Genomic DNA, 14,825 nt, shown 5'->3' with positions numbered 1-14,825 from the left:
ATGACCACACAATATGGCTTCTATATCGATTCCAGCCGCTGCACCGGGTGTAAAACCTGCGAGCTGGCGTGCAAGGATTACAAAGATCTCACCCCCGACGTCAGCTTTCGCCGCATCTATGAATACGCGGGCGGCGACTGGCAGGAAGATAACGGCGTCTGGCAGCAAAACGTCTTCGCTTACTACCTCTCCATAGCCTGTAATCACTGTGAAGATCCCGCCTGCACCAAAGTGTGCCCGAGCGGCGCAATGCACAAGCGCGAGGACGGCTTTGTGGTGGTGAATGAAGATGTCTGCATTGGCTGTCGCTATTGCCATATGGCCTGTCCGTACGGCGCGCCGCAGTACAACGCCGCCAAAGGGCATATGACTAAATGCGACGGCTGCTATGAACGCATCGCCGAGGGCAAAAAACCGATTTGCGTTGAATCCTGCCCGCTGCGCGCGCTGGATATGGCACCGATTGACGAACTGCGTAAAAAGTACGGCGCGCTGGCGCAGGTCGCGCCGCTGCCCGCCGCGCACTTCACCCGCTCGAATATTGTGATTAAACCCAACGCAAACAGCCGCCCGACCGGTGATACCACCGGCAAACTGGCGAATCCGAAGGAGGTCTGAAATGGGAAGCGGATGGCATGAATGGCCGCTGGTGTTATTCACCGTACTCGGCCAGTGCGTAGCGGGCGGGCTTATCATCACCGGGCTGGTGTGGTTGACAGGCACAGAGAATGAACGTCCGCGCATTGTGCGCGCCATGTTTTTTCTCTGGGTATTAATGGGCATCGCGTTTATCGCCTCGGTGATGCATCTCGGCTCGCCGCTGCGCGCGTTCAATTCACTGAACCGACTCGGGCACTCGCCGCTCAGTAATGAAATCGCCAGCGGATCGCTCTTTTTCGCGGTTGGCGGGCTGTGGTGGCTGGTGGCGGTGCTCGGGAAAATGCCAGACACGCTCGGCAAAATCTGGCTCATCGTGGCGATGGCGCTCGGCGTGCTGTTTATCTTCGCGATGACCCGCGTTTATCAAATAAACACCGTGCCGACCTGGCATAACGGCTATACCACGCTCGGCTTTTTCCTGACGGCGTTCCTTGGCGGGCCACTGCTCGGCGCGCTCCTGCTCGCCGTCGCGGGCGTTACTGGCCCGCGGGCCTTCGCGATAGTGAGCGTATTCGCACTGGTGATAAGCGCCGCGGCGGCGCTGATGCAGAGCGCGGGCCTTGCGGGTATTCACAGCTCCGTCCAACAGGCGAGCGCCCTGCTGCCGGATTACGGCTTCTGGCAGGCGTGGCGCATGGCGCTGCTGGCGCCTGGCATCGGCTGCTGGCTCTGCCCGCTGGCGCGTCGCGTTCCGCCGCGCCCATGGGGGCTGGCGGCGGGGTTTGCGCTGGTGCTGGTGGCTGAGCTTATCGGTCGCGGCCTCTTTTATGGGCTGCATATGACGGTCGGTATGGCCGTTGCGGGATAATCTCCGGGCGGCGACGCCGCCCGGCTTTTTCAGGACAGTGACGCAGTGAAACAAGAATTAACGGATATCGCCTGTTGCGCCCGCATTCTGGGCGCGCTCTTTTATTACTCGCCCGATGCGTCCGAAGCGCGCGCTATCATCGACGCGCTGCGCACACCGGGCTGGGAACGCGAATGGCCCTGCGCGCTTGATACCACGCGTATGGCAGGCTTTGTCACGCTGAACAGCGGGGATGAAACGCTGGCGCAGGCGTGGCAGCGGCTCTTTATCGGCCCGCACGCGCTGCCCGCGCCGCCGTGGGGATCGGTCTGGCTCGATCGCGAGTCGGTGCTGTTTGGCGACTCCACGCTTGCGTTACAGAGCTGGCTGCGTGACAACGCCATCGCTTTTGAAACGCCGCTAAATGAACCCGCGGATCATATTGGTCTGCTGTTGCTGCTGGCCGCCTGGCTTGCGGAACAGGGAAAAACTCGCGAGCTGGACGAACTGCTGGCCTGGCATCTACTGCCGTTCGCGCCGCGCTTTCTGGAGGTGTTCTGTGCGCAGGCGCAACATCCGTTTTACGAGGCGCTGGGCGAGCTGACCCGCGCGACGTTTGCCCACTGGCGCAGCGGGCTTCTCATGCCCGTGGCCCAAAAGCCGCTCTACCGTTAGTGAAAGCGGCTCCAGAGCGCAATCAGCAGCCAGGCGCTCAGGCACCAGCAGGCCACCGCGCCGCCGAGCGCCAGCGGCACTTTAACCATGCCGCTTAGCACCCACAGCGAGGCCAGATAGACAAAGTAAGGAATAATGGCCCACATACCGAAAATCACCGTGGTGCGCAGCGCCTCCACGCCGCGCCCGGTGACGACGATATAGTGGGCGATCAGCGCAAACGTCGGGAAGAGCGGGATAAGCCCCGCGATGTAATAGTTTTTCGTTTTCGACAGCATCCCTATCAGCACCACGACCGCCGCGCCGAGCAGCGCTTTTATCAACAGCCCCATCGTTTTACGTTCCGTCTTCAGGTTTCGGTTTTTTCCGACCCTATCATAACTGCGCGCCATACCGGGATTTTTTCGTCGCAGCCCGGCTAATTGTTACGGTGTCACTTAGTGCCCGCCCCTTTTAAGATAATTCTCTGTCACCCCCATTAAACGAGGCGGGGTAAGGGAAAATCGTTAATTGCCGGGGTAAATCATTCGCCGGTTAAAGGTAACGCAATGTGGAATCCTTCCCTCCCGGTTGCTATAGGTCAATACACCCTGCCGACACACGGCATAACAACAGGCGATCCTCATCGCCATAAAACGTGCACCAGGGAGACAACGCCTCATGCAGAAAGCCTCACTGACTTTACGCGCCATCGGGGCGCTGGCCGGGCTCGCGGTCGTCATCGGATTGCTGGTCTGGGGCATCGGCCCTGACACCCTCGCCGCTCGCCGCGAAGATCTGCTTTATCTGGGTAAACAGCACCTGATTCTGGTGTTCAGCTCTATGGCGCTGGCGCTCGCCGTCGGTATCCCGAGCGGCATTCTGTTAAGCCGCCCGGCCGCGCGCCGCTTTGCGGAATACGCAATGCAGATTTTTAATGTCGGCAATACCCTGCCGCCGCTGGCGGTTCTGGCACTCGCGATGGTGGTGGTCGGCATTGGCGATAAACCCGCTATCGTGGCGCTGTTCCTCGCCTCTCTGTTGCCGATTGTGCGTAACACCTATGCCGGGCTCTGCTCGGTGCCAGGCTCGCTAATTGAAGCTGCCAACGGCATCGGCATGACCAAAGGCCAGCGGCTGTGGCAGGTGGAGCTGCCGAACGCCTGGCCGGTGATGCTCTCCGGCATTCGCATCGCCACCGCCATTAACGTCGGCACCGCGCCGCTGGCCTTTCTTATCGGCGCGAGCAGCTTCGGCGAGCTGATTTTCCCGGGCATCTACCTGAACGACTTCCCGACGCTCATTCTTGGCGCCGCCGCCACGGCGTTGTTCGCGCTGATTCTGGATATGGCGCTCGCAGCACTTGGCCGCGTGCTCAGCCCGCATACCGCCTGATGATAAGGAGCTTCCGATGACCTTGCTGAATCGCTGGCTGACCATTGCAGCCGCAGGTCTGCTGCTGGCCACAACCGCTGCTCGCGCAGCACCGCTGGTGCTGACCACCAAGAGCTTTACCGAGCAACATATTCTCTCCGCCATGACGGTGCTGTACCTGCAAAAGAAAGGCTTTCAGGTGGAGCCGCGCACCAATATCGCGACGGTGATTTCGCGCAACGCCATGATCAACAAACAGGTGGATATGACCTGGGAGTACACCGGCACATCGCTGATTATCTTCAACCATATCAACAAGCGAATGACGCCCGAGGAAACCTATAACACGGTGAAAAAGCTCGACGCGAAGCTCGGGCTGGTGTGGCTGAAACCCGCCAGCATGAACAACACCTATGCGTTCGCGATGCAGCGCAAACGCGCCGAAGAGGAGCATATTTCGACGATGTCGCAGCTGGCGGAGAAAATCGAACAGGTGCGCAAAACCGATCCGGATAACAACTGGATGCTGGCGCTCGATCTGGAGTTTTACGGGCGCAGCGATGGCATGAAGCCGCTGCAACAGGCGTACAACATGCCGCTCGACCGTCCGCAGATCCGCCAGATGGACCCGGGGCTGGTCTATAACGCCATCCGCGACGGCTTTGTGGACGCAGGCCTGGTTTACGCCACCGACGGGCGCGTGAAAGGGTTCGATTTAAAAGTGCTGGAGGATGATAAAGGCTTTTTCCCGAGTTACGCCGTTACGCCGGTCGTGCGTAAGGATACGCTGGCGGCGAATCCGGGGCTTGAGGAGGCGCTGAATACGATCTCCGGCCTGATGGACAACGAGACCATCACCACGCTTAACGCGAAGGTGGATATCGATCACCAGACGCCGCAGCAGGTCGCCCGCGACTTCCTGCGCGACAAAGGTCTGCTTTAAGGAGAGATGATGGATACCATTCACTATATGATCGATAACGCCGGTTTTCTGGCGAGCCTCACGATCCAGCACCTGTGGCTGGTGCTGCTGGCGGTGGGCTTCGCGATTGTTATCGGCGTGCCGCTCGGCATTCTGATTGTGCGCCATAAATGGCTCGCCACGCCGGTGCTGGGGCTGGCGACGCTGGTGCTCACCATTCCGTCCATCGCCCTGTTCGGGCTGATGATCCCGCTCTTTTCGCTGATAGGCCAGGGTATCGGCGCCCTGCCCGCCATCACCGCCGTGTTTCTTTACTCGCTGCTGCCGATTGTTCGTAACACGCACACCGCGCTCGACAGCCTGCCGCCGGGGCTTCGCGAAGCCGGTCGTGGTATCGGCATGACGTTCTGGCAGCGTCTGCGCTGGGTGGAAATCCCCATGGCGCTGCCGGTGATTTTCGGCGGCATCCGCACTGCGGTGGTGATGAATATCGGCGTGATGGCGATCGCCGCCGTTATCGGCGCGGGCGGTCTGGGGTTACTGCTGCTTAACGGCATCGGCGGGAGCGACATTCGTATGCTTATCGCCGGTGCGCTGATGATCTGTTTACTGGCCATTATTTTGGACTGGTTACTGCACCGCCTGCAGGTTGTGCTGACGCCGAAGGGGATCCGCTAATGATTAAACTTGAAAACCTCACCAAACAGTTTGTGCAGAAGAACGGCCAGACGTTTAACGCTGTCGATAACGTTAACCTGAACGTGCCGGAAGGCGAAATGTGCGTGCTGCTCGGCCCGTCGGGCTGCGGCAAGACCACCACGCTGAAGATGATTAACCGGCTGATAGCGCCATCCGGGGGCAAGATTTTTATTAACCGCGAAGACACAACCGATCTCGATACCGTCACGCTGCGGCGCAATATCGGTTATGTCATTCAGCAGATTGGTCTGTTCCCGAATATGACGATTGAAGAGAACATCACTGTGGTGCCGCGGATGCTGGGCTGGGATAAAGCGCGCTGCAAGGAACGCGCGACCGAGCTGATGGCGATGGTGGCGCTGGATCCGAAACGCTTCCTGAGCCGCTACCCGAAAGAGATGTCCGGAGGGCAGCAGCAGCGTATCGGCGTTATTCGCGCGCTGGCGGCGGATCCGCCGGTGCTGCTGATGGATGAACCGTTCGGCGCGGTCGACCCAATTAACCGTGAGGTTATCCAGAATCAGTTCCTGGAGATGCAGCGCCAGCTGAAGAAAACGGTGATGCTGGTGAGCCACGATATCGACGAAGCGCTGAAGCTTGGCGATCGCATCGCGGTGTTCCGCCAGGGGAAAATCATTCAGTGCGCCAGCCCTGACGAGCTGCTCGCGAAACCGGCCAACGAGTTTGTCGGCTCTTTCGTGGGCCAGGATCGCACGCTCAAACGCCTGCTGCTGATCCAGGCGGGCGATGTAACGGACAAACAGCCGACGATTACGGTGCGCAGTTCGACGCCGCTTGCAGAGGCGTTCGCGCTGATGGACGACAACGATATGCGTTCCGTGACGGTTGTGGATGAGAACGAGAAGCCGCTGGGGTTTGTGAAGCGTCGCGAGGCGCGCGGCAGGTACGGTAATTCGCCTATCAGCGGCGCAGGCAGCTTCTGGCTCAACACCTCAATGATTTCGGCGTAATGCGCCAGCCCCGGATTGATACGGTTCGCCACCCAGCCCACCAGCGGCAGGCCGTCGCTCGCTATGGCCTGCGCGGTCAACAGCGCATGGTTCAGGCACCCTTCCTGAATGCCGACCACCATCAGCACCGGCAACTGCTCCTGCACTACCCAGTCAGAAAGCGGGCGTAAATCGTTCATCAGGCTGCGCCACCCGCCTGTGCCTTCCACCACGACGTGATCCGCCTGTTCACACAGCTGCGCGAGGCCGTTTGATAGCAGCGAATAGTTAATGGCGCAGCTGTGCGCCACGCTGCTCTCTTCTTCGCTAAATGCGATGGGATTGATGGCCTCATACGGCAGCGTCAGGGAGGACACGCTTTGCAGCACCAGGGCATCTTTGTTGCGCAGCCCCTCCGGCATCATTTTGCTGCCTTTCGCCACCGGCTTATAGCCCACCACGCGTTTGCCGGTGGCGGCCAGCGCCTGTAACAGGGCGCGGGACACCACCGTTTTCCCGACGGCGGTATCTGTACCGGTAATAAAGACGCGCTTAAGCATCGCTGACTCCATCTGCCATTGTGTTAAAAAGAATGATCCAGTGGCAAAAGTCTAAAAGAAGACTTTCAGGGTCAGCTTGAGATAGCGCAATTTTTAGTGGATCAGGGAAAAGTTGTCACCCCTGCAACAGGCGAATCAACAACGAACCGTTATACATCGCGTCTTTCACCAGCGCTGCGCCCGCCATCGTGCCGCGGTTAGAGAACTGGGTGCTTTCCACGCTGATGTTCCGGCTGTAGGCGGGCAGCGACTGCTGGCGAACCGCGTCAGCGATCGCCGGAAAGAGAATATCGGACGCCCGGTTAAGCGGCGAACCAATCAGAATTTTTTGTGGGTTAAACAGATTGACCATAATCGCGAGAATGCGCCCGACGTTAACGCCAACGCCGAGAATAATATCGCGTGCCAGCAGATCGCCCGCCAGCGCCGCATCGCACAGCGATTCCACGCTGAGCGGCTGGCCGTGCAGCATGGAGCCCATCGACTGATTCATCCGCTGCTGGGCCAGCTCCAGCACGCTGTCGATGCTGGCGATAGTCTCAAGGCAGCCGTGGTTGCCGCAGTAGCAGCGCTTGCCGTAAGGATCGACCTGCGTGTGGCCAATCTCCACCAGGCTGCTGCTGCCCGCGTGCAGCAGGCGGCCATCGGTAATGACGCCCGCGCCGACGTTATGATCGATAACCACCTGAATCACGTCGCGCGCGCCGCGTGACGCGCCGAACAGCCCTTCGGCCATCGTCCAGGCGCTGATGTCGTGCTGCACAAACACCGGTACGCCAGTATGCGCCTCCAGCGCCGCGCCAAGCGGCATATCAACGACATCATAAAACGGCATCTGGCGCACCAGCCCGTGTTCGGTATCAATCACGCCAGGCAGCGTTATGGCGATGGCGGTGAGGCGCTCCAGCTGGCGCTGATGGCGGATAAAAAAGCGATCGATATGGTCGATAATGCGATCGAGCAAGGGGCGGGCGTCCTGCAACGGGAGATCGAGCTGCTCTTCCACCACCAGTTTGCTGCTGAGATCGCGCAGCGCGAGGTTGATTTCGCCGCGGTTGATGCGCACGGAAAGATAGTGCCAGGCGTCGGTTTCCACCGCGAGTCCCACCGCCGGGCGGCCACGGCTGCCTGGCTCCTGGATTTCCGTCTCCTGAACCAGATGCGCTTCCAGCATTTCGCGCACGATTTTAGTAATGCTGGCGGGGGCGAGTTGCGCCAGTCTGGAAAGATCGATACGTGATACCGGGCCAAGCTGATCAATCAGGCGATAGACAGCGCCCGCATTGGTCTGTTTTATCTGATCGATATGGCCCGGTTGACTGTCAGCAACCACGTCCCACTCCCTTATTTTCGCGCTTCGAAATAAACATTCAGCTATGGTGAATCACTTCGCCAGGGCGCGTCAAATTTTTACTTAGCCTTGTGATTTACCGCACATTTTTATGCAGATCGGCGGCCATTTCCGGCCATTGCGCAGCCCCGTTAAGCAGAGAAATGAAACGTTGTGCCGCGGCGCTTTGCTCCCTATGCCGCGCCCAGACCAGCCACATTTCTGAAATTGCATCCGGCTCGCGCAGCTTTACCCAGCGCATTTCCTCCAGCCGCACGCGCTGAAACGACGCCGGAAGTATCGACACGCCAAGCCCGGCCGCCACCAGCCCGATAATCGTCATCGCCTCGCCCACCTCCTGCGTAATGCGCGGCTGCACGCCGTAACGATGCAACAGCCCGAGAATATCGTCATACAGCCCGGTGCCGACGTGCGGGTCAAAAAAGACGAACGGCTCGCCCGCCAGTTCACTGAGCGACACCGCCTCGCGCACGGCGAGCGGATGATCGCAGGGGATCAGCGCCAGCAGCGGTTCGCGCAACACCAGTTGCCAGGCAAGCGTCTCCGGCAGCGGGGTGTTACGCATCAGCCCGACATCCAGCCGCCCTTCCGTCAGCGGCGCTATCTGCGAGCGGGTGTTAATCTCAAGCGTCTGCAAATGGACATCCGGGTAGCGACGGCGAAAGACGGAAAGCGTGTCGGAAATGGCGCGGATAAACGGCGCTGATGAGGTAAACCCGATGCGCAGCTCGCCGGTCTCGCCGTTATGCAGGCGCGCGGCGCGCACCGCCGCGGCTTCCACCTCGCTTAAAATCTGTCGGCTGTCGGCGAGAAACTGCCTGCCCGCCGCCGTGAGCGTGACGCTGCGGTTGGTGCGGGCCAGCAGCCGCGCGCCGGTCTGCGCTTCCAGCGCCTGGATCTGCTGGCTTAACGGCGGCTGGGAAATGTTCAGGCGGGCGGCGGCGCGGCCAAAATGCAGCTCTTCCGCCACCGCCACAAAATAGCGAAGATGACGCAGTTCGATATTCATATTTAATAAATATTATTTGAGATTATTAATATATTAGACAGATGATTCGCCGCTTTCTACTCTTCGTGTGTGTGCCTCACCCGCAGCCAGCAATCGCGGGGATATTACGTAAGGATATGCTGTGAGTCGTACCACTACCGTCAGCGCGCCACCGGCGCAAGCCGCTGACGATGCCGTTACTGCCGCGCCGGCAACCTATATCAAACGCGGCACGCCCGCCTTTATGCGCGTCACGCTCGCGCTCTTCTCCGCGGGCCTCGCCACCTTCGCCCTGCTTTACTGCGTACAGCCCATTCTGCCGGTGCTGTCACAGGAATTTGGCGTCACGCCCGCCGCCAGCAGTATTTCGCTCTCGGTCGCCACGGGGATGCTGGCCGTGGGGCTGCTGTTCACCGGGCCGCTGTCCGACGCTATCGGGCGCAAAAACGTGATGGTCACGGCCCTGCTGCTTGCCTCCATCTGCACCCTGCTCGCCACCATGATGCACAGCTGGCACGGCATTCTGCTGATGCGCGCGCTGATTGGGCTGTCGCTGAGCGGCGTGGCGGCCGTCGGCATGACCTATCTGTCCGAGGAGATCCACCCCAGCATGGTGGCGTTCTCGATGGGGCTCTACATCAGCGGTAACTCGATTGGCGGGATGAGCGGCCGTCTGCTCACCGGGGTTATTACCGATTTCTTTAGCTGGCGCGTGGCGATGGCCTGTATCGGCTGCTTTGCGCTCGCGGCGGCCTTAATGTTCTGGAAAATCCTTCCGGCTTCGCGCCATTTTCGCGCCTCGTCGCTGCGCCCGCGCACGCTGCTGATTAACTTTCGTCTGCACTGGCGCGACGACGGCCTGCCGCTGCTGTTCGCCGAAGGCTTTCTGCTAATGGGCGCGTTTGTGACGCTGTTTAACTACATTGGATACCGGCTGATGCTGTCGCCCTGGCACTTAAGCCAGGCGGCGGTGGGCCTGCTGTCGGTCGCGTATCTCACCGGCACCTGGAGCTCGCCGAAAGCGGGCGCGATGACCGCGCGTTTCGGCCGCGGCCCGGTGATGCTCGGCTTTACCGCCGTGATGCTGTGCGGCCTCCTGCTCACGCTGTTTTCGTCGCTGTGGCTGATCTTCGCGGGCATGCTGCTCTTCTCCGCCGGGTTCTTCGCGGCGCACTCCGTTGCGAGTAGCTGGATAGGCCCGCGGGCGCGGCGCGCCAAAGGCCAGGCCTCTTCGCTCTATCTGTTCAGCTATTACCTGGGCTCAAGCTTCGCGGGCACGCTCGGTGGACTGTTCTGGCACCGCTACGGCTGGAACGGCGTCGGCGGGTTTATCGCGCTGCTGCTGGTGCTGGCGCTGCTGGTCGGCGGCGGGCTGCACCGCCGCGTCCGTTAATCGCCCGCCAGGCCTCGTGTTTCGTCAGGGTTAGTGCTACCTTTTCTGCTTGCAGACAACGTCACGAGGCCTTATGGAAAACAAAAACTATCAACAGCTTAGCCGCACCTTCCTGCGGCTTTCCCGCTTCTCTCATCTCTCGGCTATCGCCAGCTGGGATATGTTCGCCATGATGCCGCCGGGCGGCAGCCGTGCGCGCGGCGAAGCCCTGGCGGAGCTGAGCGTGCTGCAGCATCAGATCCTGACCGATAAAAAAATGGCCGAATGGCTGCGCGGCGCGGAACAGGAAGATTTAAACGATCTCGAACAGGCGAACCTGCGCGAAATGCAGCGCCATTACCAGCAGGCGGCGCTGCTGCCGGAAGCGCTGGTCGAGGCCAAATCGCTCGCGGGCAGCCGCTGCGAACACGCCTGGCGTAGCCAGCGCCCGGCCAACGACTGGGACGGTTTCTCGGAAAATCTCAAAGAGGTGGTGAAGCTGAGCCGCGAAGAGGCCGCCATTCGCGCCGAAGCCAAAGGCTGTTCGCGCTACGATGCGCTGCTCGATATTTTCGAGCCGGATATGACCAGCGCGCGTCTCGATACGCTGTTTGGCGATCTGCGCAGCTGGCTGCCGGATCTCCTCGCCCGCGCGGTAGAGAAACAGGAGCGCACCGTGCTGATTACGCCGCAGGGGCCGTTCCCGGTGGCGCAGCAGCGCGAGCTGGGTCTTGAAGCCATGCGCCTGCTCGGCTTCGATTTCGACGGCGGCAGGCTGGACGTCAGCGCGCACCCGTTCTGCGGCGGCGTGCCGGAAGATGTGCGCATCACCACGCGCTATGACGAAAACGAACTCTTCAGCGCGCTGTTTGGCGTGATCCACGAAACCGGCCATGCCCGTTATGAGCAAAACCTGCCGCGCGAATGGCCGGGCCAGCCGGTGTCGCTGGCGCGCTCCACCGCTATCCATGAATCCCAGAGCCTGTTCTTCGAAATGCAGCTTGGGCGCAGCCGCCCGTTCCTGAAGCTGCTGCTCCCGCAGGTCGTCTCGCGTTTCGGCAAGCAACCGGCGTTTGAGGAGGAGAACTATCTGGCCTGGAACCAGCGCGTGAAGCCAGGTTTTATCCGCGTCGATGCCGATGAAGTGAGCTACCCGGCCCACGTAGTGCTGCGCTACGAGATTGAGCGGGCGCTGATTGACGGCGATATTGAAGTGGACGACATTCCGGCCCTGTGGGATGAGAAAATGCAGCAGTGGCTCGGGATTTTCACCACCGGCAACTACCGCGACGGCTGTATGCAGGATATTCACTGGACGGATGGCGGCTTTGGTTACTTCCCGTCATATACGCTTGGCGCGATGTATGCCGCCCAGCTTTTCCAGGCCGCGCGCCAGGCGCTGCCGAACCTGGACGCCTCAATTGCCGCAGGCGATCTGCGCGCGCTGTTTGACTGGCTGCGCCAGTCGGTGTGGCAGCACGGCAGCCGCTTTACCACCTCGCAGCTGATGATTAACGCCACCGGCGACGATCTCAACCCGCGCTATTTCCGCGAGCACCTGACGGCGCGCTATCTGTAGCGCCGTCGTATACGCCGGGCCGCGCGCCCGGTGTGTACATTCCGTTACACGCCGATACTAATCACCTACGGACGCCCGCCCCGCCGCGCCGTTATAGTCTCTTTACGCCCCGCCGTTTTTCTTCGCCGCTTTTGTCAGGCCTGCGCGCTCAGGCACGCGCGTCGCCGTTTGCGCCGGACGCGCGGGCTGCGTTTCCGGAGGCCCGACATGATCCGCCGCTATCAGTTTGAGATAATCCTGACGCTGCTGCTGTTATGCGGCGCGCTGTCGATCTTTTTTTACTGGTAAACGTCGCTAGCACGCTGATTTTATTCTCACTTTGCTCGCGTCACGTCTATAGTTACCTCACAGGGTTACTTTAATAATCATAATTGCCCCACCAGAGAGTGATATGCGCAAAACCGTTTTCTTGTTACTGGGATCGCTACTATTACCCGTTTTTATTACGCACGCTGACGAGGGCGATGACGCGTCGGAGACCGCAAGCGACGTCCAGACCCTCTTTTTCAATCATGATGACCGCACGCCCGTACCGGACCCGGCCGCGTCTCCCTGGGATGCTATCGGCCAGCTCGAAACCGAGAGCGGCAACCTGTGCACCGCCACGCTTATCTCCCCGCACCTGGCGCTGACCGCCGGGCATTGTTTGCTTTCTCCGCCGGACGGCACGCCAGACCGCCCGGTGGCGCTGCGTTTTGTGTCGCAAAAGGGCAAGTGGCGCTATGAAATTCACAGCATCGAAGGGCGCGTGTCGCCGTCGCTCGGGCATAAGCTGAAAGCCGACGGCGAAGGCTGGATTGTGCCGTCGTCCGCTGCGCCGGAAGATTTCGGGCTGATTATTCTGCGTAACCCGCCGTCGGGCCTGACGCCGCTGCCGCTGTTTGAAGGCGATCGCGCGGCCCTGAACCGCGCGCTGAAAGCCACGGGGCGGCACGTGACGCAGTCCGGTTACCCGGAAGATCATCTCGACGCGCTCTACAGCCATCAGGATTGCCTGATTACCGGCTGGGCGCAGCGTAACGTGCTGGCGCACCAGTGCGACACGCTGCCGGGCGACAGCGGCTCGCCGCTGATGCTGCGTACCGACGCTGGCTGGCAGTTGATTGGCGTGCAGAGTTCGGCGCCTGCCGCCAAAGACCGCTGGCGCGCCGATAACCGCGCGATTTCCGTAACCGGTTTTCGCGAGCGCCTCGAAGCGCTGGCGAGCGAATAAAAAAAGGGGCGCTCAGCGCCCCTCTCTCTTTGCGTTGCGGCTTACGCCAGCTTGATAATCACCATGCCCACCAGCAGCAGCCCAAGCCCGGCCCAGCCTTTGCGGTTAAGCCGCTGGCCGAACATAATCCAGCCTGCCGCCACCGTCGCGGCGATCCCGAAACCGCCCCACAGCGCGTACGCCACCGCCAGATCGATACCTTCCACCGCCTGTCCCAGCGCGCTGAAGGCGGCGAGAACGGCGGCGAGCGACGCCACGCCATACACCGGGCGGCGAAAGCCGTCGGAGAATTTCAGCCAGATATTGGCGATAATTTCGAGGCCGATCGCCAGCAGCAGCCAGAGAATATGCTGTAACTCAACCTGCGACATGACGCACCTCCGCTTTACGGCTCACGGTACGGGTGCCGGTTTTGATCAGTAAAATCCCGGCAATTAATACCAGCAGGCCCAGCGCTTTTTGCACCGTCAGGGTTTCGTTAAACAGCAACACGCTAAAGAGCGTAATTAAAACGATCCCGACACCTTCCCACAGGGCATAAGCCACACCCAGCGCAATACGCTTAACAGAAAAAGAAAGAAAAATATAAGAAAGGGAAATCATCACCAGCATTAAAATAAATCCGGCATGGCCACCGCCAACGCTTGCCCATTTTAATGCCAGCGTCCCGGTAATTTCCGACACAATCGCTAATGCTAATAAAATCCAGTAAATCATAATCTCTCTCCTGCCTGAAAAAATACACAGGCATATCAGATGGCGCGTAAACACGCGTCATTAAAAACGATTAAAACAGTGACAGGCGTACAGTGACGGCCTGAAAAAACTCAGGAGAGAGACGGACTAAAGCGCCGTGTGCCAGTGCTGTTCACCGCAAAGAAAGGTGGCAGGAAAAGGAGTGGAAGAAACGTAAAACAGGGAGATAAAACAATTGAACAGGTTGTCCATAATCTTTCAATTTATCCGCGGTCTTGCTTCTCGTCGTTGCGGATCAAAATTGGCCTCGGTAGTCAAACACGCCTGAATTAAACCATGCTGTTAGACTTTTCTCAACCCATTTACACTACTTTACGGCAGGTTTTACTTTTTATTGGGGTAAAAACAGCGGCTTATTTTAACGGCCCGATTAATTAATCATGCCAGGCGAGTAAATAATCATTAGCTGGCTTTCTTTTTTCACGATATGCTATTTCCTTACATTAATTTAACAAGGAAGTATCAGAATGACCGTAGACGAACTGCAACAGAAATATCCCGGCGCGCCGGCCTGGGGCTTTGGCGATTCACCGCACATGGCGGATGAACTGGGCGCGCTGGTGGCGTACGGCACCAAACGCGCCAGCTGCAGCGATTATCACGCCTGGCGGCAGGACGGCGAACCGGTACTGCCGGGGGATTATCATATTATCCTCAACGGCGCGGGCGAGCCGCTGTGCGTTATTCGCACCCACACGCTGCGGCTGGTGAAATTCTGTGACGTCACTGAACAACTCGCCGCGCTGGAAGGCGAAGGCGATTTAAGCCTCGCTTACTGGCGCAAGGAGCATGAAGCGTTTTTCACCCGCGCCGGCTGTTTCTCTCCCGACATGCCGCTGATGTTTGAAGAGTTTGACCTGGTGGAGCGGTGTTGAGGGATTATGACAAGATCAGAAACGCCTTATCTGGCGGACTTTTATTGTCGGCGCGCAGCGCTTTATGGCCTGGTTTAACCGGCAG

16 protein-coding genes and 2 pseudogenes are annotated in these 14,825 nt (G+C 59.7%); 11 read left to right on the top strand and 7 right to left on the bottom strand.

Annotated elements, in window-relative coordinates; translation table 11 throughout:
- The 3 genes from AFK66_RS09385 to dmsD are packed head-to-tail and all read left to right on the top strand — an operon-like array spanning position 1 to position 2,122.
- Entirely contained in the window at positions 1-618 is a 618-nt protein-coding gene (locus AFK66_RS09385; protein WP_007775264.1) for a DMSO/selenate family reductase complex B subunit, read from the top strand.
- Position 619: 1 nt separating this feature from the next.
- A complete protein-coding gene (locus AFK66_RS09380) occupies positions 620-1,468 on the top strand; it encodes a DmsC/YnfH family molybdoenzyme membrane anchor subunit (RefSeq protein ID WP_023898729.1) in 849 nt (282 codons plus the stop codon).
- Between the two features lie 45 nt (positions 1,469-1,513).
- Positions 1,514-2,122: a Tat proofreading chaperone DmsD gene (gene dmsD, locus AFK66_RS09375; RefSeq protein ID WP_007775266.1), complete on the top strand. Its 609-nt coding sequence runs from the start codon at positions 1,514-1,516 to the stop codon at positions 2,120-2,122.
- On the opposite strand, the gene AFK66_RS09370 is transcribed toward dmsD, so the two are convergent.
- Positions 2,119-2,454 (bottom strand): GlpM family protein, encoded by a 336-nt coding sequence (locus AFK66_RS09370; protein ID WP_004387237.1) that lies wholly within the window; start codon positions 2,452-2,454, stop codon positions 2,119-2,121. The genes dmsD and AFK66_RS09370 overlap by 4 nt on opposite strands.
- 328 nt (positions 2,455-2,782) lie before the next feature.
- Between AFK66_RS09370 and osmY the strand changes: the two genes are divergently transcribed.
- The 4 genes and pseudogenes from osmY to osmV all read left to right on the top strand — a co-directional run.
- On the top strand, positions 2,783-3,496 hold the full coding sequence (gene osmY, locus AFK66_RS09365; protein ID WP_007775269.1) for an osmoprotectant ABC transporter permease OsmY: 714 nt from the start codon (positions 2,783-2,785) through the stop codon (positions 3,494-3,496).
- A 16-nt stretch (positions 3,497-3,512) separates the two neighbouring features.
- Positions 3,513-4,418 carry an osmoprotectant ABC transporter substrate-binding protein OsmX gene (gene osmX, locus AFK66_RS09360; protein WP_007697231.1) on the top strand — a complete coding sequence of 302 codons (906 nt, stop codon included), beginning with the start codon at positions 3,513-3,515 and terminating at the stop codon, positions 4,416-4,418.
- Positions 4,419-4,427: 9 nt separating this feature from the next.
- Entirely contained in the window at positions 4,428-5,075 is a 648-nt protein-coding gene (gene osmW / locus AFK66_RS09355) for an osmoprotectant ABC transporter permease OsmW (RefSeq protein ID WP_032983491.1), read from the top strand.
- Positions 5,075-6,007, top strand: a pseudogene (gene osmV, locus AFK66_RS09350) (osmoprotectant ABC transporter ATP-binding protein OsmV); the annotation flags it as partial. The gene osmW and the pseudogene osmV, both read left to right, overlap by 1 nt.
- On the opposite strand, the pseudogene bioD reads toward osmV, so the two are convergent.
- The 3 genes and pseudogenes from bioD to AFK66_RS09335 form a co-directional block, all read right to left on the bottom strand.
- Positions 5,980-6,606, bottom strand: a pseudogene (gene bioD / locus AFK66_RS21405) (dethiobiotin synthase); the annotation flags it as partial. The pseudogenes osmV and bioD overlap by 28 nt on opposite strands.
- Positions 6,607-6,721: 115 nt before the next feature.
- Positions 6,722-7,939: a sugar metabolism global transcriptional regulator Mlc gene (mlc, locus tag AFK66_RS09340; protein WP_007775291.1), complete on the bottom strand. Its 1,218-nt coding sequence runs from the start codon at positions 7,937-7,939 to the stop codon at positions 6,722-6,724.
- Positions 7,940-8,033: 94 nt separating this feature from the next.
- Positions 8,034-8,966, bottom strand: coding sequence for a LysR family transcriptional regulator (locus tag AFK66_RS09335; RefSeq protein ID WP_023898725.1), 933 nt, complete (start codon positions 8,964-8,966; stop codon positions 8,034-8,036).
- Between the two features lie 121 nt (positions 8,967-9,087).
- Here AFK66_RS09335 and AFK66_RS09330 point away from each other — a divergent pair, with 121 nt between their 5' ends.
- The 3 genes from AFK66_RS09330 (at position 9,088) to AFK66_RS09320 (ending at position 13,109) form a co-directional block, all read left to right on the top strand.
- Positions 9,088-10,338 (top strand): MFS transporter, encoded by a 1,251-nt coding sequence (locus AFK66_RS09330; protein WP_007775296.1) that lies wholly within the window; start codon positions 9,088-9,090, stop codon positions 10,336-10,338.
- 73 nt (positions 10,339-10,411) lie between these two features.
- Positions 10,412-11,896, top strand: coding sequence for a carboxypeptidase M32 (locus tag AFK66_RS09325; protein ID WP_007775299.1), 1,485 nt, complete (start codon positions 10,412-10,414; stop codon positions 11,894-11,896).
- Between the two features lie 391 nt (positions 11,897-12,287).
- Positions 12,288-13,109 carry a trypsin-like serine peptidase gene (locus tag AFK66_RS09320; protein WP_007775309.1) on the top strand — a complete coding sequence of 274 codons (822 nt, stop codon included), beginning with the start codon at positions 12,288-12,290 and terminating at the stop codon, positions 13,107-13,109.
- Positions 13,110-13,150: 41 nt separating this feature from the next.
- Here AFK66_RS09320 and mdtI read toward each other — a convergent pair whose 3' ends face one another.
- The 3 genes from mdtI to AFK66_RS23280 all read right to left on the bottom strand — a co-directional run bounded on the left by mdtI (position 13,151) and on the right by AFK66_RS23280 (position 14,057).
- Positions 13,151-13,480 (bottom strand): multidrug/spermidine efflux SMR transporter subunit MdtI, encoded by a 330-nt coding sequence (mdtI, locus tag AFK66_RS09315; RefSeq protein WP_007775321.1) that lies wholly within the window; start codon positions 13,478-13,480, stop codon positions 13,151-13,153.
- Positions 13,467-13,826, bottom strand: a complete 360-nt coding sequence (mdtJ, locus tag AFK66_RS09310; RefSeq protein ID WP_007775324.1) for a multidrug/spermidine efflux SMR transporter subunit MdtJ — start codon at positions 13,824-13,826, stop codon at positions 13,467-13,469. Before mdtJ ends, mdtI begins: the two co-directional genes overlap by 14 nt.
- Positions 13,827-13,952: 126 nt before the next feature.
- On the bottom strand, positions 13,953-14,057 hold the full coding sequence (locus AFK66_RS23280; protein WP_470290478.1) for a protein YdgV: 105 nt from the start codon (positions 14,055-14,057) through the stop codon (positions 13,953-13,955).
- Positions 14,058-14,332: 275 nt separating this feature from the next.
- Here AFK66_RS23280 and AFK66_RS09305 point away from each other — a divergent pair, with 275 nt between their 5' ends.
- Entirely contained in the window at positions 14,333-14,740 is a 408-nt protein-coding gene (locus tag AFK66_RS09305; protein ID WP_023898720.1) for an ASCH domain-containing protein, read from the top strand.
- The last annotated feature ends 85 nt before the right edge of the window (positions 14,741-14,825 follow it).

The organism is Cronobacter malonaticus LMG 23826, from assembly GCF_001277215.2.
Lineage (GTDB): Bacteria > Pseudomonadota > Gammaproteobacteria > Enterobacterales > Enterobacteriaceae > Cronobacter > Cronobacter malonaticus.
This window is presented reverse-complemented; position numbering and strand designations above follow the sequence as displayed.